Below are 22,704 nucleotides of genomic sequence, written 5' to 3'. Positions count from 1 at the left end.
CTCAACCTCGCAGCTTCACGTTGATCTGCTTGATCTGGGTGAAGCCCTCCAGCATGCCCTCCAGGGACGCCTCCCGGCCCATACCGGACTGCTTGTACCCGCCGTAGGACTGGCCCACCACCTGGCCGCCGCCCTGGTTGACCTGCACCCACCCGGACTCGATCCGGTGCGCCGTGTTCAGGGCGTTGTCCAGGTCGTGCGTCCAGACGTACGCGGCCAGCCCGTAGTGGGAGTCGTTGGCCATCTGGATGACCTCGTCCACGTCCTTCCACTTGATCGCCACGAGCACGGGGCCGAAGATCTCCTCCTGGGCCAGGCGGAAGTCGTTCCGGGCCCCGCCGAAGATGGTCGGCACGTGATAGAAGCCCTCGGTCAGCGGCCCCTCGGTCGGCGCGGAGCCACCGAGCACGGTGGTCAGGTCCGGGTGGTTCCGCCCGTCCTCGAGGAAGCCGGAGATCTGGTCGAACTGGGACTGATTGATGACCGCGCCCATGTCCGTGGCCTCGTCCAGCGGGTCGCCGACGACCATCGCCCCCAGCCGCGCGGCCAGCTTCTCCAGCATCTCGTCATAGATGTCCTCGTGCAGGAACAACCGGGAACCGGCGGTGCAGGACTGACCCTGGCGGGCAAAGCGCGAGGAGAGCATCAACCCGTCCAGGATCCCCTCGTCCTCCACGGCGTCCGGGAACACGATGGACGGGTTCTTCCCGCCCAACTCCAGGGACAGGTGCGCCAGCCGCTCGGAGGCCTGCGCGGCCACGCCGCGCCCCACCTCGGTGGAGCCGGTGAAGGACACCTTGTCCACGCCCGGGTGGGTGGACAGGGCATTGCCGATCACCGAGCCGCGGCCGGTCAGGGAGTTCACGACGCCGGCCGGCACATGCCGCTGGCAGACCTGGGCCAGGTACTGGATGGTCAGCGGCGCATCGTCGGCCGCCTTGAGGATCACGGTGTTCCCGGCGGCCAGGGCGGCCGGAACCTTGAAGGCGGCGATCATCAGCGGCGAGTTCCACGGCAGGATGCACGCCACCACGCCCAGCGGCTCGCGCCGGGTGTACTGCAGCTGCTGATCCCCCGCAGGCAGGGTGACGCCCTTGGACTCCCCCGCCACGCCGGCGAAGTACCGGAACAGGGAGACGAGTGTCTTGACCTCAGGACGGGCCTGGGAGCTCAGGGCGTTGCCGGTGTCCAGGGCCGTGAGCTGGGCGAACTTCTCCGCCTCGGCCTCGACATCGTCCGCGATGGCCAGCAGGGCCCGGGCCCGGTCCGTGAAATGCACGCTGCGCCATTCGATGAAGGCCCGACGCGCGGCCGAGACCGCCCGGTTGACGTCCTCCTCGCCGGCCGCCGGCACCCGCCCGATGACCTCACCCCGACGCGCAGGGTTACGCACCTCGCGCCACTCGCCGGTGGACGCCTCGGTGGCGCGCCCGTCAATCCACAGCAACTGCTCGACGCCGGCCATGATGCCGGCCGCTCGCTCGTCCAAGATGATCTCTGTCATGGGGTCCTTCTCTCCGTGAAGCTCAATGATGTTCGGTGCTGCTCAGTGCTGGCCCGTGTTCGGTAGGGCTGCGGTCTAGCGGTGGGTGAAGGTGGCCTGGCGCTTCTCGACGAAGGCGGCCATGCCCTCCTTCTGGTCCTCGGTGGCGAAGCACGCGTGGTTCATTCGACGCTCGTAGAGCAGCCCCTCGCTCAGGGACGACTCGTAGGAGCGGTTGACGGACTCCTTGGCGATCATAGCGATGGGCGTGGACATTCCCGCGATGGTCGCGGCCAGCTCGGCGGCCTCGGAGGCCAGCGCGGCCACGGGGACCACGCGGGCCACCAGGCCGGAGCGCTCGGCCTCGTCGGCGCCCATGACCCGCCCAGTCAGCACCATCTCCATGGCCTTGGACTTGCCGATGGCCCGGGTGAGCCGCTGGGAGCCGCCCATGCCGGGGATGATGCCGAGCTTGATCTCGGGCTGGCCGAACTTCGCGTTGTCCGCGGCGATGATGATGTCCGCGATCATCGCCAGCTCGCAGCCACCGCCCAGGGCATGGCCCGCCACGGCCGAGATGACCGGGGTGCGCACCGCGGCGAGGCGGTCCCAGGCGCCGAAGAGGTCCGCGGTGTAGACGTCGGAGAAGGTGCGGGTGGCCATCTCCTTGATGTCCGCCCCGGCGGCGAAGGCCTTCTCCGAACCGGTGATGACGATCGCGCCGATCTCCGGGTCCGCGTCGAAGGCCTCGGCCGCCTCGAGCAGCTCCTCGGTGAGCTTCAGGTTGAGGGCGTTGAGGGCCTTCGGCCGGTTCAGCGTGATCGTGGCGACGCGGCCGGTGGTGCTGGTCAGGATCGTCTCGTAGGTGCGGTCTGCGGTGTTGTTCTCGATGGCGTTCTCGGTGGTCATGGTGCTCCTTGCTCGTCTCAGGTCTCGGGCGCGGGTCTCAGGCGGCGGGGGCGGACTGTTCGCGGATCAGCTCGATGATCCCGGAGAAGTCCTTGGTGCCGCCCTCCCCCTGGGCGAAGGCGGCGTAGATCTCCTCGGCCAGCAGCCCCATGCGGCCCTCGATGCCGGTCGTCTCGATGGCGCTCTTGGCCAGCCCGAGGTCCTTGGCCATCAGGGCGCCGGCGAAGCCGGGCTTGAAGTCGCGATTGGCCGGCGAGGTCGGCACGGGCCCGGGAACCGGGCAGTTGGTGGTCAGCGCCCAGCACTGGCCGGTGGCGTTGGAGGCCACGTCGAAGAGGGCCTCGTTGCTCAGGCCCAGCTTCTCCCCCAGCACGAAGGCCTCGGACACCGCGATCATAGAAGCTCCGAGGATCATGTTGTTGCAGACCTTGGCGGCCAGTCCGTTGCCGGCGGGACCACAGTGCACAATGCGCTTGCCGACCACCTCGAGCACGGGCATGGCCTCCGCAACGTCCTCAGCCGCACCGCCGACCATCATCGCCAATGTGCCTGCTTCGGCCCCGACCGTGCCGCCGGACACCGGGGCGTCCAGCACCCGGTGCCCTGCCGCCGTCGTCAGTTCGCGGACCGTCACGGAGTCCTCCACCGCGATGGTGGAGCAGTCCATGAACAGGGTGTTGGGAGCCGCTGCGGCCAGCAGGCCCTCGACCGGGTCCTTGCCGTCCGCTCCGTCGGAGCCTTTCAGCGCACCCACCACGTGACGGCCGGCCGGCAGCATGGTGATGACGAGGCTGCGCGGGGAGGCGGCGGCGCTGCGCACGGCGTCGGCACCGGAGGAGGCGATCTCGACGCCGGCCGCCTTCGCCTTCTCCAGGGCCTCGGGGACCAGGTCGAATCCGATGACCCGGTAGCCCGCAGCCGCCAGGTTGTGGGCCATCGGGCCGCCCATGTTCCCCAGGCCGATGAAGGCGACGGCGGGCAGCTCGGACGGACCTCCGGCCGCGTCTGCACTCGGAGTGGCAACGGTGGCTGCGGTGTTCTCGGTCATGTCAGGTTCTCCTGGAGTTGAATGGTCAATTCCGGGACCCGGAGGTCACGGGGTCGAAGGCTGAGGAGACGGCGTCCGCCGGGACGTCCTCGAGGGTCGGCGGGTTCCATTGCGGATTGCGGTCCTTGTCCACGAGTTGGGCGCGGATACCCTCGCGCATGTCGTGGCCGCGCAGCAGGTGGTGGGCCACCGTGGCGTCCTGGTCCAGCACCTCGTGCACGGTGGACATCTGCGCGGCCCGGCGGATGAGTTCCAGGGTGACCTTCACGGAGGTCGGCGACTTGGCCAGGATCTGGGTGGCGGCCGCGGCCGCGGCGGGATCGCCGTGGGAGCGGAGAGCGGCGACGACGTCCTCCGCCGTGTCCTGCGCGTAGGCCGACTCGATCCAGTCCCGCTGCTGCATCAACGGGGATTCGGGCACCGCGGCGCCTGTGGCGGCGACGGCAGCGATGGCCTCCTCCGCGCCGGTGGTCTCCAGGGCGGTGGCCAGCTCAGCCAGCCGGGAGGATTCCACGTAGTGGTCGGCGAAGCCGAGGGCCAGCGCGTCGGCGCCGGTCACGTGCGAGGAGGTCAGGCCCATATGGTGACCGAAGCCGGAGGGGGCGCGGGAGAGCAGCCAGGCCCCGCCGACGTCGGGAAAGAAGCCGATGCCGGTTTCCGGCATGCCCAAGCGGGTGCGCTCGGTAACGATGCGGTGCGAGCCGTGCGCGGACACCCCGACGCCACCGCCCAGGACGATCCCGTCCATGAAGGCCACGTAGGGCTTCGGGTAGTCGGCGATGAATGCGTTCATGGCGTACTCGTCGGCGAAGAACTCGTCCCCGACCTCGGGGCGGCCGTCCACGGCGGCGCGGTAGAGGGAGACGACGTCACCCCCGGCGCACAGCCCCTTCTCGCCCGCGCCACTGATCAGGACGGTGGCCACGGAGTCGTCGTCCCGCCACTGCTCCAGGGTGTCCCGGACGGTCTGCACCATGGCGTGAGTCAGTGAGTTGAGCGCCTTGGGGCGGTTGAGGATGAGGTGTCCGAGGCGGCCAGCGCGGTGGACGACGACCTCGGGTTCGGTCTCTGTGGCGGCGTTCGTGGTGGTGTCGTTGCTCATGTCGTTGCTCACGGGTCCTCTCAGCCGTCGACCAGCATGCGGCCGACGATCAGCCGCATGATCTCGTTGGATCCCTCGAGGATCTGGTGGACCCGCAGATCGCGGGTGATCTTCTCGATGCCGTACTCGTGCAGGTAGCCGTAGCCGCCGTGCAGCTGGAGGGCCTTGTTGGCGGCTTCGAAGCCGGCGTCGGTCGCCACCAGTTTGGCCATGGCGCACAGGCGGACGGTGTCCGGATCCTGGCGGTCCAAGGCGTCCGCCGCGCGCATCAGGAGGGTGCGGGCGGACTCCAGGCTCGTGGTCATGTCGGCCAGATCGAAGACCAGAGACTGCTTGGTGGTCAACGGTTCACCGAAGGCCGTGCGTTCCTTGAGGTAGGCGGTCGCCTTCTCCAGGGCGACCTGTCCCCCGCCGAGCGAGCAGGCGCCGATGTTGATGCGGCCGCCGTTGAGGCCCTTCATGGCGATATGGAAGCCGTCGCCCTCTTTGCCGAGGAGATTGCCGACGGGGACGCGGGCGTCCTCGAAGATCACCTGGCGGGTGGGCTGGGTGTTCCAGCCCATCTTCTTCTCCTGCGGCCCGAAGGAAAGCCCCGGGGTGTCCTTATGGACCACCAGTGTGGAGATGCCCTTGGACCCGGTGTCCGCGGTCCGGCACATGACCACGTAGTACTCGGAGGTGCCGGCACCGGAGATGAACTGCTTGACGCCGTTGAGGACGTAGTCGTCCCCGTCCCGGACAGCACGGGTGCTGAGTGCGGCGGCGTCCGAGCCGGCGCCGGGCTCGGTCAGACAATAACTGCCGAGGTGCTCCATGCTGGCCAGCTGCGGCACCCACTGGGCCCGCTGCTCATCGGTGCCGAAGGAATCGATCATCCACACCACCATGTTGTGGATGGAGATGTAGGCGGCCAGAGCCGGATCGGCCTTGGACAGCTCTTCGAAGATCAGGACGGCGTCCTTGCGCTCCAGTCCGGCTCCGCCATACGCCTCGTCCACGTAGATGCCGCCGAGGCCGAGCTCGCCAGCCTCGGCCAGGACGTCCACTGGGAAGTGCTTCTGCTCGTCCCACTCCAAGGCGTGCGAGGCGATGCGCTCGGTGGCGAAGTCGCGGACCGCGTCCACGAGTGCCTGCTGGTCTTCGGTGATGCGAAGCATGCTGTCCGTCCTTTGTGCGTGGCCACGCCCGGATCACGGGTTGGCTGCGGGAGTTACTTGGAGACCTTGCCCATGCGGGCGGCGATGGGGGTGGTGAACAGCGGCTTGGTCAGGAACCAGGCCGCGGCGATGACCACGAGGGAGACCAGGAAGATCACCAGGCCCCACCAGTCCACGACGTCGCGTGAGGTGTACATGTGGTTCAGGTTGGCCAGGGCCCCGGTGAAGAACACCAGGAACACGTGCACGATGATGAAGCCCACGAAGTAGAGCATCACCGGGAAGTGGGTGGCCCGGGCCCATTCGACCGGGTAGATCTTGTTCAGTCTGTCCGCGTTGTCCGGCCACCAGGTGGAGAACCGGATGCCGGAGAGGATCGCCAGCGGGGCCGCGATGAACACGGTGAAGCCGTAGGCAACCGTCTGCAGGGCGTTGTAGTGCACCCAGCCGTTCTCGGTGGGCCAGTCCAGGGAGGCGTACTGGATGGCACCGGAGAGCATGTTCGGGAACACGTCCCAGTCCGTGGGCACGATCCGCATCCAATGGCCCGTGACGAACAGCAGGATGATGAAGACCAGCCCGTTGAGCACCCAGAGCACGTCCAGGGACTGGTGCAGCCACTGGGTCAGAGACACCTTCTTCGGGGTATTGCCCTTCGGGGAGAAGAACGAGCCCTTCTTCGCCGTCCAGTACCCGGGGGGTTTGCGCTCATTGCGGACCTGCAGGCCGGTGCGGATGATCAGCACGATCAGGAACATGTTGAAGAAGTGCTGCCAGCCCATCCACCAGGGCATGCCCTCCGGTGCCGCATCCAGCTGGGTGGAATGACCGTCATACGTGGCGATGAACTCCTGCACGCCCTCCAGGGTCCGTAACCACCGGGCACCCAGCACCACGGCGACGGCCACGACCACCAGGCCGCCGATGATCAGGGCCGGCTTCACCCACGGGCGCTCCGGCTTCTCGGGCGTCGCCGCGCCGGCCGGTCCTGGAGTTCCGGCGGCTCCCGCCGAACCCATCCTGCCCGACGACGGCCGGTTGGCCGAGGCGGTCTGCGTGGCGGTTCCAGACGTGGAGGCGGCAGCAGCAGCGGGTGCGGAGGAGGAGTCCGTGGACGGCGACGCGGTGGCAGCCGCAGATGAGGCAGCCGGGGTGGAAGCCGGCGCAGTGGAAGTCGCGGTCCCCGCAGCCGGGGCGCCACCCATCCGGGTCTTGGCCGGAGCCGGGGCCCCGCCCATCCGCTTCTTCGGGGCGGCTGCCGCCCCGTCGGTCCCGGCGGCCGGGGTTTCAGGCGCCGGCGCTGACGGGGCGGCGGCCTGCGCCGCCGGAGCGCCGCCCATGCGACGCTTCGGCGCACCAGAGGCCGGAGCGTTCGAAGCGGCCGGAGATGCCGCTCGCTCACCTGCGGCAGGCTCGGCCGGTGTCTCCGGGCCGGCCGGCGCTGCAGGCGAGGCGGCTGCAGCCGGGGCGGGGGCACTGCCCATCCGGCGCTTCCGGGCGGGGGCTTCCGTTGCCGCCGGCTCGGGCGTCTGTTCCGGCTGGGCCGTCGGGGCCGCGGAGGCCGGTTCCGGCTGCTCAGCCGGAGCCGGGGTCTGGGCCGCGGTCGCCTGCTCCGGCACCTGGGCCTCAGGGGCCGTGGCCTCGGGCTCAGACACGGCCGGGGCCGGAACCTCGTGCTCGGTGGCCTGGGCTTCGGGCTGCGCGACCACCGGTGTGTAGCCGGCCATCCGGCGTCGTGCCGGAGACTGTCCCGGGTTCTGCTCGCTGCTCATGGTGGTATTCAGTCCTTCTGAGGGGATCATCACGGTGCGCCAGATGCGCCGGGGAGGAAGGTGCCTTCGCTTGCCTGCGCCGCCCGCAAGCCGTGGTGCTCTGCGGGCGGCGCAGGCAAGCGGAGATCAGTTGCGGCGCTTGCCGATCTCCTCGATCAGCTGCGGGACCACGGTGAACACGTCGCCGACGATCCCGAAGTCCGCGACCTCGAAGATCGGGGCATCCTCGTCCTTGTTGATCGCGATGATCGTCTTGGAGGTCTGCATCCCGGCCCGGTGCTGAATCGCCCCGGAGATCCCCAACGCCACATACAGCTGCGGGGTCACCGTCACACCGGTCTGGCCGACCTGGTAGGACTGCGGGACATAGCCGGCGTCCACCGCCGCACGGGAGGCACCAACCGCGGCACCGAGGACATCGGCGAGGTCCTCGACCACGGAGAAGGCCTCCTTCGAGCCCACCCCACGGCCACCGGAGACCACGGCCTTGGCCCCCCGCAGCGCGGGACGGTCCGAAGAGGCCGGAGCCTCACTGACCGAATCGATCACGGCACCCTTCGCGGCCTGCGTGGACACCGCCGCCGTCGTCACCTCCGGGGAGGCCACGGCCTCGGCGCGGGCCTCGATCGAGCCCGGGCGCACGGTGGCGATCAACAGGCCACCCTCGACGGTGGACTCGGTGGTGAAGTCCCCACCGAACACCGCATGGGACGCGATGACCTCCTGACCCTCCTCGTCGTAGACGATGCCGACCACGTCACTGGCCACGGATCCGCCGGCCACGATCGCCAGACGCCCGGCCACCGCCTTGGAATCATTCGTGGCCGAGAGCAACACGACCGGTGCCGAGAAGGCCTGCACCGCATCGGCCAAGGCACCGACCGCGGCGGAGCCCAACTCGGTGGCCGCGGACTCCGACTCCGCCAGGTAGACCTGCCCCGCACCCAGGGCTCCCAGGTCGGCGGCCAGGTTCCCGGACTGGCCGGGGGCGGTCACCGCCACCGCCACGGGGTTCCCCAGGCCGGCAGCGGCGCCCAGCAGGCCCGCCGCCGTGGACTTCGGAGCCCCCTCGGCGGTCGTCTCGATCAAAACCAGTACATTTCCAACGTTCGCCATGTGTGTTTCCTTCAACTCAAAAGTCTCGTGCGATTCACAGATCAGATCAGGGGGTGGCCGGGCTCAGATGAGCCGGTTCGTGGCCAGGAACTCGGCCAGCTGCGCCGCCGCGGTGCCGTCATCGGCGACCTTCGGGCCGGCTTCCTTCGGTGGACGGGCCGCCGCGGAGACCATCACCGACCGCACCGAGGCGGCCTCCGGGCCGGCCTGGATCCCCAGGTCCGCCAGCGACCAGTTCTCCAACGGCTTCTTCTTCGCCGCCATGATCCCCTTGAAGTTCGGGAACCTCGGCTCGGCCGTCTTCTCCGTCACCGAGACCACCGCCGGGTAATCGGAGGAGACCTGCAGGGCCCCGCCGTCCACCACGGCCTCACCCGAGACCCGGTCCGCGGCGATCTGGATCTCGTCCAGGCCCGGCAGCACCGGCAGCCCCAGCACCTCGGCGACCATGGCCGGGATCATCCCGCCCCGACCATCCGTGGCCTCGTTGCCCGCCACGACCAGATCGGCCCCGCCGACCTTCTCGATCGCTGCGGCCAGCACCCGTGCGGTCTGGACCATGTCCGAACCAGCCAGGGCAACATCACTGACCAGGACCGCGGAGTCCGCGCCCATCGAGAGCAGTTTGCGCAGCGTCTTCGTGGCATCCTCCGGACCCATCGCGACCACCACGATCTCGGTGTCCTTGTTCTCATCCTTGAACGCCAACGCGTTCTCCAACGCCCGCTCATTGATCTCATCCGGCACCGGCTCCGACGCGGCACGATCCAACAAACCCGACTCCAAGTCGATCTTCCGATCCGACCAGGTATCCGGAACCTGCTTGGCCAACACAACAATCTTCATGGAGCGCTCTCCTCGACACGGGGTGGTATTCGATCTGCGCACCAAGGTACTAGGACCTCCTGCTAATTACTAGGGCTACCTAGTAAATTCCGATGAGTGATCGAGTTCACGCCACATTGTGACCCAGAGCGCCCATGACGATAAGGTAAGACCAAATAACCGAGCCCGACGTCGGCCCCGGCCTAGAGGAGACCACCATGGTCATGACCCGCACCACTCCCAGCACCGATGAGATCCTGCAGATCGAGCCAGCTTGGAAGGACGAGGTCCACCCCGATTGGATCGACGTCAACGGGCACATGAACATCCGCCACTATGTCGACCTGGGTGGTCATTCCACCGATCAGGTCTGCCGGGCCACGGGCATCGACGATGACTATCGTGCCGAACGCCGGATGGGTGTCTTCACCGCCGAACAGCACCTCACCTACCTGCAGGAGATGCAGCTGGGCGCCCCCATCACCGTCCACGTCCGGACGCTGGAGCGAAGCGCCAAGGTCGGCCACATGGTCGCGCTCATCATGGACCGCAGAAAGGACCGGCTGGCCTGCATCTTTGAAACGGTCCTCGTCCACGTCAACATGGACACCCGCCGGGGAGTGGAATTCCCCGAGGACGTCGCCGCGGCCTACGACCGGCTGGTGGCACAGGACCTTGCCCTGAACTGGCCGGCCCCGACCTGCGGGATCCTCGGCCCCCGGGCCCGGTAGCCAACAACGCGAAAAGGGCGGCGGCGCCCGAAGCCGGGTGCCGCCGTCGTCCCTGATGTTAGGCCTCGGAGGCCACTCGCACCCCCGCCAGTCCTACGCTGCTCCACCGGTCACCCTGCCGACGAGAACAGGTTTGCCGTTCGGCAGGGACGCCGTCACGTGTACCAGGCCAAAGCTACGACCGCAATGCAGCACTTCCGTGGAGACCCGGACCGTGGAGCCCATCGGGACGGGGCGTAGATACGACACATGGATCGAGGTCGTGCGCAATCCGTCACCATTGACCACCTGCAGCCTTTCGCGGGCCATCCATTCCACCAGGCAGAGCCCCACACCCCCGTGCAGGTTCCTCATCGGATTGACCAGATCGGCGGTCACGTCGACCTCCGCCGCACCGGGTTTTCGCGAGCCATTGGACACCACACCGAAGAAGGCGCCCAGGTCCACCGGGCCGGGACCGGCTGACGGCACAGCAACAGACGTGGCCGCCCCCGGATATCCCGCCACGAAGAGACCTCGTTGGCGGATCCGGGCCACTGTGCACCCCAGTGCATCTACCACCTCGCCCTCGGAGAATCCAGTGGAAGCATTGCTGTGCACCAGCGCCGCCGACGCGACGAGATCACTGCCATCCGTGGGAATCGGTCCGAAGACATCAAGGGAGAGTTCCGTGGTGACAGACCAATGCCCCGGGGGCGCACCGGCGATGACGGCATACCCCGTGGCATTGTCCACGGGTACACCCAGGACCCCGACAGGGGCGTCCCCGTCGCTGCCTTCCACCCAGCGCCGTGTTCGTGCTCGGACCTCCATCTCAGGGGCGGCAGGGGAGATCTCATGGACACCGAAGACCCGTTCCGCCGGGCCGGAGATGATCGGAAAGGTCATGGCACGTCGCCTAACGTCCGGTTGACCGAAACGTCAGCCACGGCCCCGCCGCTCTCGTCGATGATGCGACCGCGCGATCCTCCGCCACCAGCGTCCACGACCAGCACCCTCGCCGATGCCGTCAGTTCCTGGCCCTCGACGGGTGGTGCAAAGAAGTCGAAGGCGAGCTCGGTGGTCACGGCCCACATGTCCGGACGTCGGTGCGCCAAGACCGCTTGGGCCAGGACATTGTCGGCCAGCACGCCGTGGACGCCTGCCGCGAACCGGCCGTCCTGTTCCCGGCTCCACGGCCCCGGTGCCATGGTGCCGAAAGAGTCCGCGCCCGAAAGTCCCAATCCCGACAGCCCGAAGAGTTCTTCCGCTCGTCCATGCGGAATCAGCAGCTTCTGCAGCTGAACGGCGTCTACATCTACGGGGCCATTCAAACACTCGCTCCCGCGCCAAGCAGCCGGGGCGTCGCTTGATCTCGCGCTGTCAACAGCAAGGCATCTGCGATGTGATCGTTCCACGCACCCGGGGATCCGAAGAGCCCTTCGTTGAGCTTGGCCCGCTTGTAGTACAGCTGGAGGTCGTGTTCCCACGTGTATCCGATGGCCCCGTGCATCGTCAGGGCGGTGTCCGCGGACCGCGCCCCTTCGGCCGTGATCTGGGCCTTGGCGGCGGCGGCATGCAGGGCCGCCTCTGGCTGATCCGAGTCCACGGATGCCGCGGTGTAGTAGACGGCCGAACGGGCGGCCTCCACGGCCACCATGATGGAGGCCGCGGCATGCTTGACGGCTTGGAAGGAGCCGATGAAGACGCCGAACTGCTGGCGCTGCTTCGAGTAATCCACTGCCAGGTCGAGCATGGCCTGGCTCGCGCCGAGGGTGTCGGCGGCCACCAGCACGGCGGCGCGGCGGCTGATCGTTTCAAGCACGGACACGGCGTCGACGTCGAGCCGTTGGGAGGCCACACCATCCAGGGTCACGTCCGCCAGGGTCCTGGACCGATCCAGCAGCCGACGCGGCGTCACCCGCACACTCTCCTGGCCGGCGTCGACCACGTGGAGTTCGAGGCCGTCCGCCCCGGTGACCGGCACGACGAACCGCACCGCGATATCCCCGGCCAGGACCCGAGCGACCGAGCCAGTGAGACCGTTCGCTCCGCCCTGAAGCGGAACCGCGGCGCTGGGGATCCGGTCGGCGGAGGCCAGCAGGGCGACGGTCTGCCCACCGACGGCCTCTTCAACCTCGGCTGGGCGTCCGGCGAGCGCCGGTACGGCCAGTGTTGTGGCGAGCCAGGCTGCGGAGGGCGCGTCGACCCGGGCGAGATGCTCGGCTGTGAGGGCGAGCTCGACGAGCCCGCCGCCCTGGCCGCCGTCCTCCTCGGGGATTCCGACGCCGGCCCAGTCCCGGGCGAACGTCTCGGCGAAAGCCGATGCGTCACCGGAATCGAACCAACCGCGAAGCTTCTCGGAGTCCACCACGCCGGACAGCCAGTCCTGCAGCGCCTCGGCGTAGGCCTCCTGCTCTTCGGAGAATTTCCACTCCATGGTCTTCCCGCACTTCCTGGACCACTGTGGCCCGTATTCTTCGTGGTGGTTCAGATCTCAGCGGTAGCCGCCGTGGGCCCCGCGAACGGTCTATTTCTTGGGCATCCCGAGGATGCGTTCAGCCACGATGTTCCGCTGGATGTAGGTGGATCCGCCAGCAATGGCGGTGCCGCGGGCTTGGTTGGCCAATCGCAGCCAGTGCCGATGCCCCTGGTCCTGCGGGCCGGCCTCGTGCTCGGCAGCGCCCAGACCACCGGTGCCGACGGCGGCCACCTCGTCCTCGAGGTCGAACTGGTCGTTCAGCGGCTCCAGCGACAGGCCGAAGTCGGCCAGGTCCTCCACCAGGGGGCAGAAGAACAGCTTGCCGATGGAGGTGACCTCTCCGGGCGGTTCCCCACCAGTGGCACCGGAGATGACGCGCTGGCTGATGGCCTGGTGCAGGTGCACCCGCCCCCACAGGTCGGCCACCCTGCGTCGCACGTGCGGATCGGCACCCAGGGGGTTGCCGTCGGCATCCGTACGCGAGCGAACGTCGTCCACGAGATTCCGGATCTCCTTCACCGTGTTCACCCGGCCGGTGGCGATGGCCACGCGCTCGAAGGCCAGGGTGCCCATGGTCACCCGCCAGCCGCCGTCCACCTCCCCCACGACGGCGGAGTCCGGCACGAAGACCTCGTCCAGGAACACCTCGTTGAACTCGGCCTCTCCCAGCATGTGTTCCAGGGGTCGGACCGTGACGCCCTCGGCGTCCATCGGCAGCAGGAAGTACGTGATGCCCTTATGGCGCTCCCCTCCCCCGGTGCGCGCCAACAGGATGGCGTGGGCAGCCAGTTGGGCGCGCGAGGTCCAGATCTTCTGGCCGGTGATGCGCCACCCGCCGTCCACCTTGACGGCCTTGGTCCGCAGCGAGGCCAGGTCCGATCCCGACTCGGGCTCGGAAAAGAGCTGGCACCAGATGTCCTCGCCGGTGAGGATCCGCCGCAGATATTTCTCCTTCTGCTCGGCCGTGCCGAAGTGGGCGATCGTGGGGCCGGCGAAGTCCTCGCCGATGGTGTTCAGCCGCTCCGGGGCCCCCGCATGGGCGGACTCCTCGGAGAAGATGGAGGACATGCGCTCGTCCAGGCCTTGGCCGCCATACTCCTGGGGCCAGGTCAGTCCGGCGTAGCCTACCTCAAAGAGCGCTGTTTGGTAGGGGCGCCAGAACGGCACTTTGTCCTCCAGCTCGGGGGGCTCGGGCCACTGCAGGGTGGGGAGTGTCTCGGACAACCAGGCACGCACCTCGGTGCGGAACTGCGCCTCGTCCGGTCGCTCGGAGAAATCCATGCTCGTCCCTTCATCGTTCTTTCGCTAGAGTGAACTTTAGGTCAGACCATTTGAATTGGCTAGCCCATAATGACTAGCCCGAAATGGACAACGGGAGGACGACGATGGATCACGAAGCGAAGCAGCCCGGCGACGGCACCGGAAACCTGGTGGGCACGATCGTGGACGAGGTCGCCTTCGATGTGGAACGCGGCAAGATCGCCGAGTTCGCGAGGGCCACCGGCGCCCACGATGCGGTCCACACCGACCGGAGGGAGGCCGAGCGGCGCCACCTTCCGGACGTGGCCGCCACCGCAACGCACGTGGTGGTTGCCGGTCACCACCGCTCGGCGCAGTCCATGCTGGAGACTTTGGGGCTCGACCTGCCTCGGGTGATGGTCGGCGGCACGAGTTGGGACTACGTCCGCCCACTGGTTGCTGGGGACTCGCTCACTGGGCGGCGCGTCGTCACCGGGGACGTGACCAAGACCAGCAGCAGCGGTTCGCCGTTGCGCGTCATCACCCTGGAAACCGTATACCGGGACCGGCACGGCCAAGTGGCCATCCGCCAACAGGAGACCATCCTTGAAAGGGGACGTCGATGAGCAACCGCGTTGAGGACCAGTACACTCCCGAGGCCACCGCAGACACCGGCGCCAGCGCCCCGGTCGCCGTTCCCCCAGGGAACTTCGGCCCGGTGACCCAAACCCATGTCGTCCGATTCGCCGGGGCCGGCGGCGACTTCAACCCCCTGCACCACGATCCGGCGTTCGCCCGCCAGGCCGGCTTCGACGTCCCCATTGCCATGGGGCAGTTCACGGCGGCACTGATGTCCGGATGGCTCACCGACTGGTGCGGAGTGGAGAACCTGCACTCCTTCTCCGTCCAGTTCAAAGCACCTGTCTCCCTGGGCGACACCATCAACTTCACCGCCGTCCACAACGGTTCCCCTGGAGCCCCGGCGGGATCAGCGGGGAACCGCGCGGAACTAGACCTGACCGCCTCGGTGGGCGGCAACGCCGTCGTCGTGGGAAAGGCAGTGGTGACCGCGCCGGCACCGGCAGACACCGGCGCAGGGCACGACGGCGGCGCGGATCGCACGCTGATGTGGTCGCCGTCCGCAGCACGCGTGGAGGGGTCCCGGATGCGCGACTTCCAGCGGTGGGTGGCCGAGCACCGCGGGGTGCAGACCACCGACTACCGGTCCCTCCACGAATGGTCCGTAATCGACCTCGAGGGATTCTGGGGCAGCGTGTGGGAGTACTTCCAGGTGCTGGCCTCGGTGCAACCGCAGTTGGGTCGTCCCGGCGCGGTGCTGGCTGACGATTCGATGCCGGGGGCCGACTGGTTCCCGGGAACCCGGCTGAACTACGCCCAGAACCTACTCCGGCACGCCGCCGACCGTCCGGACGAACTCGCGATCATCGGCGAGCACGAGACCCTGGCCGCAACCACTCTGACCTGGGGCGAGCTGGAGGGCCAGGTCGCGGCCCTGGCCGCTCAGCTGCGCCGGCTCGGCATCCGGCCGGGCGACCGAGTGGCCGCTGTGCTGCCCCACATCCCGCAGACCGTGGTGGCCCTGCTCGCCACCGCTTCCGTCGGCGCCGTCTGGTCCGTGGTCAACACCGACTTCGGTGTCCAGGGCGTGGCCGACCGCTTTGCCCAGATCGAGCCGAAGGTGCTGTTCACGGTGGACGGTTACGAGTTCGGCGGCAAGGTCCGGGACATGACCGCCAGCATCGGTGACCTGCGCCAGGTCCTGCCGACCGTGGAGCACGTGATCGTGGCCGACCAGTTCCCCGCCGGGTCCTGTGGCCCGTTGCCGGACGATGTTCTGCGGCTCTCTGAGATCGTGACCCGCACCGCCGAACCCGACTACGAACAGGTCGACTTCAGTCACCCGCTGTGGGTGCTGTACTCCTCCGGGACCACCGGCAAACCCAAGGGCATCGTGCATTCCCACGGCGGTGTGCTCCTGGAGGTCCTCAAGGCCAACGGCCTGCACTACGACCTCGGCCCGGACCACCGGGCCTACTTTGCCGTGTCCACCACCTGGGTGGTCTGGAACATGGTCGTGGACACCATGACCGTGGGAACCTCGATCGTCACCTACGACGGCTCCCCCACCCACGACGGCCCGGACCGGCACTTCGAACTCATCGCCCGCCACCAGGCCACGTTCTTCGGCACCGGGGCGGCCGTGCTGACCATGATCGAGAAGTCCGGAATCGCCCCGAACACCCGCTACGACCTCTCGGCACTGAAGGCCATGATGGTCACGGGTTCGCCGCTGCCGGATTCCACCTGGGACTGGATCTACCGGTCCGTGGGCCAGGACCTGCGGGTCGGCTCCGATTCCGGCGGCACGGACGTGGCCACCGCCTTCATCGGCTCCAACCCCTTGGACCCCGCCTACCGCGGTGAGCTCATGGGCGCCTGTCTCGGCGTGGCCGCCGAATCCTGGGACCCGACCGGGAACCGGGTGTTCAACGAGGTCGGCGAGTTCGTGGTCACCCGGCCGATGCCGTCGATGCCCATCAAGTTCTGGAACGATCCCGACGGGGCCCGGTACCACTCCTCCTACTTCGAGGACTTCCCCGGCGTCTGGCGCCACGGGGACTGGGTCACCGAACTGAACGGCGGACAGTTCATCATCCACGGCCGCTCCGACTCCACCATCAACCGCGGCGGCATCCGCATGGGCTCCGCCGACATCACCCAAGCAGTGGACCGGGTCCAGGATGTGGCCGCCTCCATGGTCATCGGCGCCGAACTCTCCGGGGGCGACTACTACATGCCCCTCTTCGTGGTCCCCACCGCCGGCCAGACCCTGGACCAGGCCATGAAGGACGCCATCACCACGGCCATCCGCACCGAGGTCTCCCCCCGCTATGTCCCCGACGAGATCATCGAAGCCCCCGCCGTCCCCAAGACCCGCACCGGAAAACTCATGGAAGTCCCCATCAAGAAACTCTTCCAAGGCGCCGGACCTGAAACCCTCAACCGCGGCACCGCAGAAGACCCCACCGTCCTCGACTGGTACGCCGAACAAGCGAAGGCCTTCCGGAAAGGACGGTAAGCATGGTGGCGGTCCAGACTCGTGATGCGCGACACGGCAAGCAGTGCCTGCACTTCCCGATGCGGGGCGAACCTGATCGATGATGCAGCGATGGCCCTGGAAGAATCTTTCGTCCGAAGCCTATTGATAACGAGCGTTCACACACCTAGGCTCAGTAAATGGTAAGGCCAAATCGCGAGAGACGAGGCCACCGGAATCACCTAGCCCGCTTCTTCAAGGAGAATCATGCCTGCTGTCGAGGACTTCACCGACGTCACCTACGAGGTGGACAACGGTCTCGCCTGGATCACCGTCAATCGACCGGACCGATACAACTCGTTCCGCGCCCGGACCGTGGACGAACTCGTCATGGCCTTCAAAACGGCCTGGAACGACCCGGCCGTCGGCGTGGTGGCCCTGACCGGTGCCGGAGAGAAGGCCTTCTGCACCGGCGGTGACCAGAAGCAGCGGATGGAGAGCGGTGACTACGGCCCCTCGGACTCCGGGTTGTTCGAGATCGACTCTCTGCATCGAGTCATCCGGGACACTCCCAAGCCGGTGATCGCGGCTGTGAACGGCTTCGCCATCGGAGGTGGCCACGTACTGCATCTGCTGGCCGACCTGACCATTGCGGCCGACCACGCGGTCTTCGGGCAGAACGGCCCGCGCGTCGGCTCCTTCGATGCCGGCTTCGGCACCGGCCTGATGGCCCGCGCGGTCGGCGAGAAGCGCGCGCGGGAGATCTGGTTCCTCTGCCGCCGCTACTCGGCTGAGCAGGCCGTCGATTGGGGGCTGGCGAACAAGTCCGTCCCCATGGACCAACTCCATTCCGAGGTCCGCTCCTGGGCGGACGAGATCCTCAAGCTTTCCCCCACCGCACTGAAGGTCCTCAAGCAGTCCTTCAACTCGGACACCGAGCACTTCGCCGGTGTCGGCCAGATGGCCTACTCGACGCTGAAGATGTTCGGCGAGACCGAGGAGGCGCAGGAAGGCATCACCGCGTTCAACGAGAAGCGTGAGCCAGACTTCCGCGCTCATCAGATCTGAACCGACCCCACCACACGGTCCCAGAGAGGATCTCTCCATGCAGCTCACCGACGAACAACTCTCTCTGGCCGACTCCGTCCGGGATTACTGCGCGCAGACCACGGCCACCGTGGCCCAGCGTGACGCCCTGACCGAGGGCGGCACCCAGACCACGTCCCGGAAGGTGCTGGCGGACATGGCCGGGTTCGGCTGGCTCGGCATCTCCCTACCCGAGGAGTACGGCGGACAGGGCGGGACCTTCCTAGACGAGGTGGTCTTCCTGGAGGCTTCATCCCGGGGTCTGTCTCTGAACCACTCCTACTCCACCGGTTTGACCGCCGCCCAGACCTACCTCAAGTGGGGCAACGACGAGCAGAAGACCACCATCTGTACCAACCTCGCCGCGGGCAGGCTCGAGGCGATTTCGCTCTCCGAACCCAATACGGGTTCGGACCTGGCCGGCGTGCGGTGCAAGGGCGTACGCGAGGGCCACGAATACGTCATCAACGGCCAGAAGACCTGGTGCACCGCCGCCCATCTGGCGGAGAACATCCTCCTGTTGGTCCGCGAGGACACCTCCGGCACCCGGCACGAGGGCCTGACCCTGCTCATGGTTCCCGCTGACAGCCCGGGCCTAGACATGGTCGCCATCGAGACCATGGAGCCGCACACCGTCAACGAGCTGTTCTTCAAGGACGTCCGCGTACCGGCTTCGGCCGTGGTCGGAGAAGCCGGACAGGGCTGGAAACAGCTCATGCGCGGCTTGAGCGTGGAGCGGCTGATCATCGCCGCCATGAGCCTGGGTGCCGCCCAGCGCTCCCTGGACGACACGATCGTGTACATCAAAGAGCGCGAGGCCTTCGGCACGAAGCTGGCGAGCTTCCAGGCCCTCCGCCACCGCATCGCCGACCTCGCCACGGACATCGCGATGGCCCGCTCGTTCGTGTACGACGCCGCCGCGAAGGTGGATGCTGGGCTCGAGGACGCCCTGGCCTCCGAGTCCGCCATGGCCAAGTCGCGATGCACCGAGATCGCGCAGAAGGCGGCGCTCGAGGGGATCCAGATGCACGGCGGAAATGGATTCACCAAGGAGTACGGCATGGAGGCCCAGTTGCGTGCTGCCATCGCCCCGCCCATCTACGGCGGGGCCAATGAGGTCCAGCGGGACATCATCGCCAAGGCCCTGCTCGGGCGCCCCTGAGCGCTACCCTGCCGGCCGGCGTCGTGCTTCCCATCCCAGCAGGACGCCGGCCGGTCACCTTCCAGCACCACCCAGACCGAAGAAGGCGAGACCATGACGAAGCACCCCTCACCGTTCCGGCAGGACATCCTGTCCGGCCAGCGCATCCTCATCACCGGCGGCGGCACCGGCCTCGGCCGCGGCGTCGCCAAGCACTTGGCCGAACACGGCGCCGAGGTCCACCTGTGGGGGCGTCGCGAGGCAGTCCTGCAGGAGGCAGCCGACGAGGCTTCGGCCAACGCACCGGGCAAGGTTCACATCCAGACAGTGGACGTCAAGGACTACGACGGCGTGGATGCCGCCATGGAGCAGATCTGGACCGAGCACGGGCCGCTGACCGGCGTCATCAACAACGCCGCCGCGAACTTCATCGCCCAGACCAAGGACCTGAGCCCCCGCGGCTTTGACACCGTCTCCTCCACCGTGATGAAGGGTTCCTACCATGTGACCCACGCGGCCGGTAAGCGGTGGATCGACCAAGGCCTCAAGGGCAGCGTGCTGTCCACCCTGACCACGTGGGTCTGGACCGGTTCGGCCTTCGTGGTGCCTTCCGCGATGGGCAAGGCCGCAGTGAACGCCATGACCATGTCCCTGGGCGTGGAGTGGGCCAAGTACGGCATCCGCATCAATGCGATCGCCCCTGGGCCGATCCCCACCGAATACGCCTGGGAGATGCTCAATCCCACGGAGAACTCCTCAGCGGGTGCCACCCAGTTCGACACCGTCCCGGCAGGCCGCCCCGGCACGGTGGAGGAGTTGGCCAACCTGACGATCTTTCTGCTGACGGACGCCTGCGACTACATCACGGGGCAGACCATCGTCATGGACGGCGGGCAGATGCTGGCCGGCCCCGGCACCTTCGCCGGGCTCACGACCATGACCGACGAGGACTGGGCCGAGGCCCGCGAGAAGTCCAAGGCCGCCACCGAAGCCTCGAAGGCCCAACGCAGCGTCTAGGGCACAGCACATCGCCGACGAGCGGCGCTTGACTCACGGCATGAAACAGTGGCCTGCGGGGAAGTAATCCTCGCAGGCCACTGTTTCTTTGTACGCGCGGATCAGAGCGCGATGATCTCCTGCACCTCACGGGACCGCAGCTCCGCAGTCGGCCCCGAGGCAGCCAGCTCGCCGGTCCGCAAGGCGATGAACCGGGTCGCGAGCTTCTGGATCATGCCGACGTGCTGTTCCACCAGAAGGACGGCGGTGCCACGCTCGTGGATCTGCTGCAGAGCCCCGACCAACTCGTCAACGATCACCGGTGCCAAACCTTCCGTCGGCTCATCCAGTAGCAGCAGTTTGGGGGCGGCCATCAGCGCACGTCCGATCGCCAGCATCTGTTGCTCTCCACCGCTGAGCTGGGTCCCCAATCGCTTGGATCCGCGCGACAGGTTGGGGAAGATCTCATAGACGGCCTGAACGGTCCAATCACCCGTGCGATTGGCCGCCCTGCCCAGCAGAAGGTTCTCCTCGACCGTGAGATTCGGGAAAATGCTCTTGCCCTGGGGCACGAGACTAACTCCTCGGGCGGCCGGCTCGTAACGCTTCCGACTGATCGGCTTGCCGTCAATGAGGATTTCCCCGGTCACCTGTGGGATTCCGTAGACCGAGTGCAGCGCCGTGCTCTTACCAGCACCGTTGCGCCCCACCAGACCGACGAACTCCCCCTCCTCGATCGAGAAGGACACGTCTTGAAGCACCACGGCCCCCGCGTACGAGGCGTAGACATTCTTGAACTCGAGTAAGGCGGTCATGCGGCACTCCCCAGGTAAGCCTCGATCACGGCAGGATCCTTCCGGACGGTGGCAGGCTCGCCGGTCGTCAGCAGCTGGCCCAGATTGAGCACGGATACCACATCGCAGGTTCCAAAGATCCCTTCGACATTGTGGTCAACCACGAGGGCCCCCACCTCGCGCTCCTGACACAGATAGCGGATGTGCTCCAACGTGCGAATCGATTCGGAGGCGACCAATCCCGCACATGGTTCGTCCAACAGCACGACGTCAGGCCGGCCGATCAGGGCCATCGCCAGATCCACCGAACGCTGGGTTCCATAGGCGATCTCCGAGCACACGGTGTCCATGACCGGCCCCAGGTCCAGAACGTCGACGATCTCGCTAACGTCCGGCTCACCGTTCTGCCAACCGACCATGTCTAGCTGGTCGCGCACCGTCATGGACGAGAACACGCTGGTCTTCTGGAAGGACCGGGACACCCCGTGATGGCGGCGCCATACCACCGAACGCTTACTGATGTCGTCCCCGCGCAGGAGGACCTTCCCTCGGGACAGACGACGCCGGCCGGACAGGGCGTCGATGAACGTCGACTTTCCTGCCCCATTGGGCCCGATGATCCCATGGACCACACCTGGATCCACGGAAATATCGACGCCCTCCAGGGCACGGACCGCCCCGTAACGAACGGTCACGTCACGACCCTCGAACAGGTTCATGAGGAGTCCTCCTGTGATGATTTCTTGTTCTTGCGACGCTTCGCCACCTGTGAGCGGAGCAAACCGCCCAGGCCACCCGGGAAAAAGACCAGGACGATGACGAGCAATGCGCCCATAAACAGCTGGAGATTTCCTCCGAAGTTGAGGAATGAGTGACCGAATGTGTAGATGAAGGCGCCGAGTATGGGGCCCAACAGCACGCCCAGTCCACCGATGATCGCGGATACCAATGCGTCGCCCGCTTCCAGGAAGCTGAGGAGTTCTGGGGACACGTACTGGCCGTTCAGGGCGAAGAGTACTCCGCCCACGGCCGCAACGGCCCCGGAAATGGTGAACGCCAGGAGCCGTGGCCAAAAGGTCTGGATACCGGAGAACCGCATGCGCTCCTCGTTCTCGCGGATGCCCTCCAGGAGAACTCCGAATCTGGATCTGGCCAACACCCACAACAGGTAGACGATGACCACGAGTGCGACCCAAGCAAAGGGCCAGAAGACGTCCGGTCTCAGCAGGCCACCGAATTCGACGCCCAAGAACGTGGCGTCCGGAGCGGCCTGCAGTTGCAGGCCGTCATGGGCTCCGGTGATGTCACGGGACACCGGCTGGATGGAAATCGTATACAGCGCTTGCCCCAGGGCCAACGTCAGCATAAGGAACACCATTCCGGAGGACCTCATGATCAGCGCTCCCATAGGAATAGCAGCGACCGTGGCCACCACCAGGCCGAACACGGCGGCACCCAGCGGCGACCACCCCCAATGGGTCATGGCGATTCCGACGCAATAGGCTGCGCCGCCGAAGAAGACCGTGTGACCTAGACTGATCAGCCCCAAATGGCGGGCTAAGAACCCGACGGCCAGGGCATGAAGCGAGAGAATGGCAGCTCCGACCATCAAGCTCATGTAGTAGCGGTTCGTCAGCACCAGCGGCATCGCGAGGCCGGCCAAGAGCACCACCAGGGTTCCCACGCTCACCCAGAGCACTAGTCGTCCGCCGCGACGTCTGACTGGGCGCCGCTGGTGTGGCAGCCCATTTTCCTCCGCTGTTCCGGTATCCACATCGATGGCCAT

Annotated in this window: 21 protein-coding genes; 6 read left to right on the top strand and 15 right to left on the bottom strand. The window is 67.2% G+C overall.

All coding sequences use genetic code 11. The features are described from left to right. Position 1 precedes the first annotated feature (1 nt). From BOSE125_RS00410 to BOSE125_RS00375, 8 genes are all read right to left on the bottom strand, one after another. Positions 2-1,504 carry an aldehyde dehydrogenase family protein gene (locus tag BOSE125_RS00410; protein WP_159548527.1) on the bottom strand — a complete coding sequence of 501 codons (1,503 nt, stop codon included), beginning with the start codon at positions 1,502-1,504 and terminating at the stop codon, positions 2-4. A gap of 75 nt (positions 1,505-1,579) precedes the next feature. Next, entirely contained in the window at positions 1,580-2,392 is an 813-nt protein-coding gene (locus BOSE125_RS00405; RefSeq protein ID WP_159548524.1) for an enoyl-CoA hydratase, read from the bottom strand. Between the two features lie 37 nt (positions 2,393-2,429). Next, the gene (gene mmsB, locus BOSE125_RS00400; protein WP_159548521.1) at positions 2,430-3,440 is read right to left on the bottom strand and encodes a 3-hydroxyisobutyrate dehydrogenase; all 1,011 of its coding nucleotides are present in this window, start codon (positions 3,438-3,440) and stop codon (positions 2,430-2,432) included. A gap of 25 nt (positions 3,441-3,465) precedes the next feature. Next, positions 3,466-4,554 carry an enoyl-CoA hydratase/isomerase family protein gene (locus BOSE125_RS00395; RefSeq protein ID WP_236557742.1) on the bottom strand — a complete coding sequence of 363 codons (1,089 nt, stop codon included), beginning with the start codon at positions 4,552-4,554 and terminating at the stop codon, positions 3,466-3,468. 8 nt (positions 4,555-4,562) lie between these two features. Further along, entirely contained in the window at positions 4,563-5,699 is a 1,137-nt protein-coding gene (locus tag BOSE125_RS00390; RefSeq protein ID WP_159548517.1) for an acyl-CoA dehydrogenase family protein, read from the bottom strand. A gap of 53 nt (positions 5,700-5,752) precedes the next feature. Next, on the bottom strand, positions 5,753-7,471 hold the full coding sequence (locus tag BOSE125_RS00385; RefSeq protein WP_236557741.1) for a cytochrome b/b6 domain-containing protein: 1,719 nt from the start codon (positions 7,469-7,471) through the stop codon (positions 5,753-5,755). 126 nt (positions 7,472-7,597) lie between these two features. Further along, positions 7,598-8,587 (bottom strand): electron transfer flavoprotein subunit alpha/FixB family protein, encoded by a 990-nt coding sequence (locus tag BOSE125_RS00380; RefSeq protein ID WP_159548514.1) that lies wholly within the window; start codon positions 8,585-8,587, stop codon positions 7,598-7,600. A 63-nt stretch (positions 8,588-8,650) separates the two neighbouring features. After that, positions 8,651-9,433 (bottom strand): electron transfer flavoprotein subunit beta/FixA family protein, encoded by a 783-nt coding sequence (locus tag BOSE125_RS00375; RefSeq protein ID WP_159548511.1) that lies wholly within the window; start codon positions 9,431-9,433, stop codon positions 8,651-8,653. 203 nt (positions 9,434-9,636) lie between these two features. Here BOSE125_RS00375 and BOSE125_RS00370 point away from each other — a divergent pair, with 203 nt between their 5' ends. Then, complete coding sequence (locus BOSE125_RS00370) at positions 9,637-10,143, top strand: thioesterase family protein (RefSeq protein ID WP_159548508.1); 507 nt, start codon at positions 9,637-9,639, stop codon at positions 10,141-10,143. A gap of 93 nt (positions 10,144-10,236) precedes the next feature. Here BOSE125_RS00370 and BOSE125_RS00365 read toward each other — a convergent pair whose 3' ends face one another. The 4 genes from BOSE125_RS00365 to BOSE125_RS00350 form a co-directional block, all read right to left on the bottom strand. Then, entirely contained in the window at positions 10,237-11,031 is a 795-nt protein-coding gene (locus BOSE125_RS00365; RefSeq protein WP_159548505.1) for a hotdog domain-containing protein, read from the bottom strand. Continuing rightward, complete coding sequence (locus BOSE125_RS00360; RefSeq protein ID WP_159548502.1) at positions 11,028-11,333, bottom strand: PaaI family thioesterase; 306 nt, start codon at positions 11,331-11,333, stop codon at positions 11,028-11,030. Before BOSE125_RS00360 ends, BOSE125_RS00365 begins: the two co-directional genes overlap by 4 nt. A gap of 119 nt (positions 11,334-11,452) precedes the next feature. Continuing rightward, a complete protein-coding gene (locus BOSE125_RS00355) occupies positions 11,453-12,562 on the bottom strand; it encodes an acyl-CoA dehydrogenase family protein (protein WP_159548499.1) in 1,110 nt (369 codons plus the stop codon). Positions 12,563-12,652: 90 nt separating this feature from the next. Beyond that, the gene (locus BOSE125_RS00350; protein ID WP_159548496.1) at positions 12,653-13,885 is read right to left on the bottom strand and encodes an acyl-CoA dehydrogenase family protein; all 1,233 of its coding nucleotides are present in this window, start codon (positions 13,883-13,885) and stop codon (positions 12,653-12,655) included. 104 nt (positions 13,886-13,989) lie between these two features. Here BOSE125_RS00350 and BOSE125_RS00345 point away from each other — a divergent pair, with 104 nt between their 5' ends. The 5 genes from BOSE125_RS00345 (at position 13,990) to BOSE125_RS00325 (ending at position 20,145) form a co-directional block, all read left to right on the top strand. Then, positions 13,990-14,469 (top strand): MaoC family dehydratase N-terminal domain-containing protein, encoded by a 480-nt coding sequence (locus tag BOSE125_RS00345; protein WP_159548493.1) that lies wholly within the window; start codon positions 13,990-13,992, stop codon positions 14,467-14,469. Further along, positions 14,466-16,943, top strand: coding sequence for an acetoacetate--CoA ligase (locus BOSE125_RS00340; RefSeq protein ID WP_159548490.1), 2,478 nt, complete (start codon positions 14,466-14,468; stop codon positions 16,941-16,943). The genes BOSE125_RS00345 and BOSE125_RS00340 overlap by 4 nt, the downstream gene beginning before the upstream one ends. A gap of 225 nt (positions 16,944-17,168) precedes the next feature. Beyond that, complete coding sequence (locus BOSE125_RS00335; protein WP_159548487.1) at positions 17,169-17,969, top strand: enoyl-CoA hydratase-related protein; 801 nt, start codon at positions 17,169-17,171, stop codon at positions 17,967-17,969. Between the two features lie 37 nt (positions 17,970-18,006). After that, a complete protein-coding gene (locus BOSE125_RS00330; RefSeq protein ID WP_159548484.1) occupies positions 18,007-19,149 on the top strand; it encodes an acyl-CoA dehydrogenase family protein in 1,143 nt (380 codons plus the stop codon). Positions 19,150-19,242: 93 nt separating this feature from the next. Beyond that, positions 19,243-20,145, top strand: coding sequence for an SDR family oxidoreductase (locus BOSE125_RS00325; protein ID WP_159548481.1), 903 nt, complete (start codon positions 19,243-19,245; stop codon positions 20,143-20,145). Positions 20,146-20,246: 101 nt separating this feature from the next. Here the strand turns inward: BOSE125_RS00325 and BOSE125_RS00320 are convergent, their stop codons facing one another. Genes BOSE125_RS00320 through BOSE125_RS00310 form a run of 3 tightly spaced genes read right to left on the bottom strand, consistent with a single transcriptional unit; the run spans position 20,247 to position 22,704 of the window. Further along, a complete protein-coding gene (locus BOSE125_RS00320) occupies positions 20,247-20,939 on the bottom strand; it encodes an ABC transporter ATP-binding protein (RefSeq protein WP_159548478.1) in 693 nt (230 codons plus the stop codon). After that, entirely contained in the window at positions 20,936-21,637 is a 702-nt protein-coding gene (locus BOSE125_RS00315; protein WP_159554485.1) for an ABC transporter ATP-binding protein, read from the bottom strand. Before BOSE125_RS00315 ends, BOSE125_RS00320 begins: the two co-directional genes overlap by 4 nt. Further along, complete coding sequence (locus BOSE125_RS00310; protein WP_159548475.1) at positions 21,634-22,704, bottom strand: branched-chain amino acid ABC transporter permease; 1,071 nt, start codon at positions 22,702-22,704, stop codon at positions 21,634-21,636. Before BOSE125_RS00310 ends, BOSE125_RS00315 begins: the two co-directional genes overlap by 4 nt.

The organism is Citricoccus sp. K5, from assembly GCF_902506195.1.
Classification (GTDB): Bacteria; Actinomycetota; Actinomycetes; order Actinomycetales; family Micrococcaceae; genus Citricoccus.
The sequence above is the reverse complement of the archived record's forward strand: the minus strand, read 5'-3'. Positions and strand labels throughout refer to the sequence as shown.

What these genes read in the sequence shown, in the direction of transcription:
- BOSE125_RS00410 (WP_159548527.1), bottom strand. Translation starts at nt 1,504, where the DNA reads ATGACAGAGATCATCTTGGACGAGCGAGCGGCCGGCATCATGGCCGGC.
- BOSE125_RS00405 (WP_159548524.1), bottom strand. Translation starts at nt 2,392, where the DNA reads ATGACCACCGAGAACGCCATCGAGAACAACACCGCAGACCGCACCTAC.
- mmsB (WP_159548521.1), bottom strand. Translation starts at nt 3,440, where the DNA reads ATGACCGAGAACACCGCAGCCACCGTTGCCACTCCGAGTGCAGACGCG.
- BOSE125_RS00390 (WP_159548517.1), bottom strand. Translation starts at nt 5,699, where the DNA reads ATGCTTCGCATCACCGAAGACCAGCAGGCACTCGTGGACGCGGTCCGC.
- BOSE125_RS00385 (WP_236557741.1), bottom strand. Translation starts at nt 7,471, where the DNA reads ATGAGCAGCGAGCAGAACCCGGGACAGTCTCCGGCACGACGCCGGATG.
- BOSE125_RS00380 (WP_159548514.1), bottom strand. Translation starts at nt 8,587, where the DNA reads ATGGCGAACGTTGGAAATGTACTGGTTTTGATCGAGACGACCGCCGAG.
- BOSE125_RS00375 (WP_159548511.1), bottom strand. Translation starts at nt 9,433, where the DNA reads ATGAAGATTGTTGTGTTGGCCAAGCAGGTTCCGGATACCTGGTCGGAT.
- BOSE125_RS00370 (WP_159548508.1), top strand. Translation starts at nt 9,637, where the DNA reads ATGACCCGCACCACTCCCAGCACCGATGAGATCCTGCAGATCGAGCCA.
- BOSE125_RS00365 (WP_159548505.1), bottom strand. Translation starts at nt 11,031, where the DNA reads ATGACCTTTCCGATCATCTCCGGCCCGGCGGAACGGGTCTTCGGTGTC.
- BOSE125_RS00360 (WP_159548502.1), bottom strand. Translation starts at nt 11,333, where the DNA reads ATGGCACCGGGGCCGTGGAGCCGGGAACAGGACGGCCGGTTCGCGGCA.
- BOSE125_RS00355 (WP_159548499.1), bottom strand. Translation starts at nt 12,562, where the DNA reads ATGGAGTGGAAATTCTCCGAAGAGCAGGAGGCCTACGCCGAGGCGCTG.
- BOSE125_RS00350 (WP_159548496.1), bottom strand. Translation starts at nt 13,885, where the DNA reads ATGGATTTCTCCGAGCGACCGGACGAGGCGCAGTTCCGCACCGAGGTG.
- BOSE125_RS00345 (WP_159548493.1), top strand. Translation starts at nt 13,990, where the DNA reads ATGGATCACGAAGCGAAGCAGCCCGGCGACGGCACCGGAAACCTGGTG.
- BOSE125_RS00340 (WP_159548490.1), top strand. Translation starts at nt 14,466, where the DNA reads ATGAGCAACCGCGTTGAGGACCAGTACACTCCCGAGGCCACCGCAGAC.
- BOSE125_RS00335 (WP_159548487.1), top strand. Translation starts at nt 17,169, where the DNA reads ATGCCTGCTGTCGAGGACTTCACCGACGTCACCTACGAGGTGGACAAC.
- BOSE125_RS00330 (WP_159548484.1), top strand. Translation starts at nt 18,007, where the DNA reads ATGCAGCTCACCGACGAACAACTCTCTCTGGCCGACTCCGTCCGGGAT.
- BOSE125_RS00325 (WP_159548481.1), top strand. Translation starts at nt 19,243, where the DNA reads ATGACGAAGCACCCCTCACCGTTCCGGCAGGACATCCTGTCCGGCCAG.
- BOSE125_RS00320 (WP_159548478.1), bottom strand. Translation starts at nt 20,939, where the DNA reads ATGACCGCCTTACTCGAGTTCAAGAATGTCTACGCCTCGTACGCGGGG.
- BOSE125_RS00315 (WP_159554485.1), bottom strand. Translation starts at nt 21,637, where the DNA reads ATGAACCTGTTCGAGGGTCGTGACGTGACCGTTCGTTACGGGGCGGTC.
- BOSE125_RS00310 (WP_159548475.1), bottom strand. Translation starts at nt 22,704, where the DNA reads ATGGCCATCGATGTGGATACCGGAACAGCGGAGGAAAATGGGCTGCCA.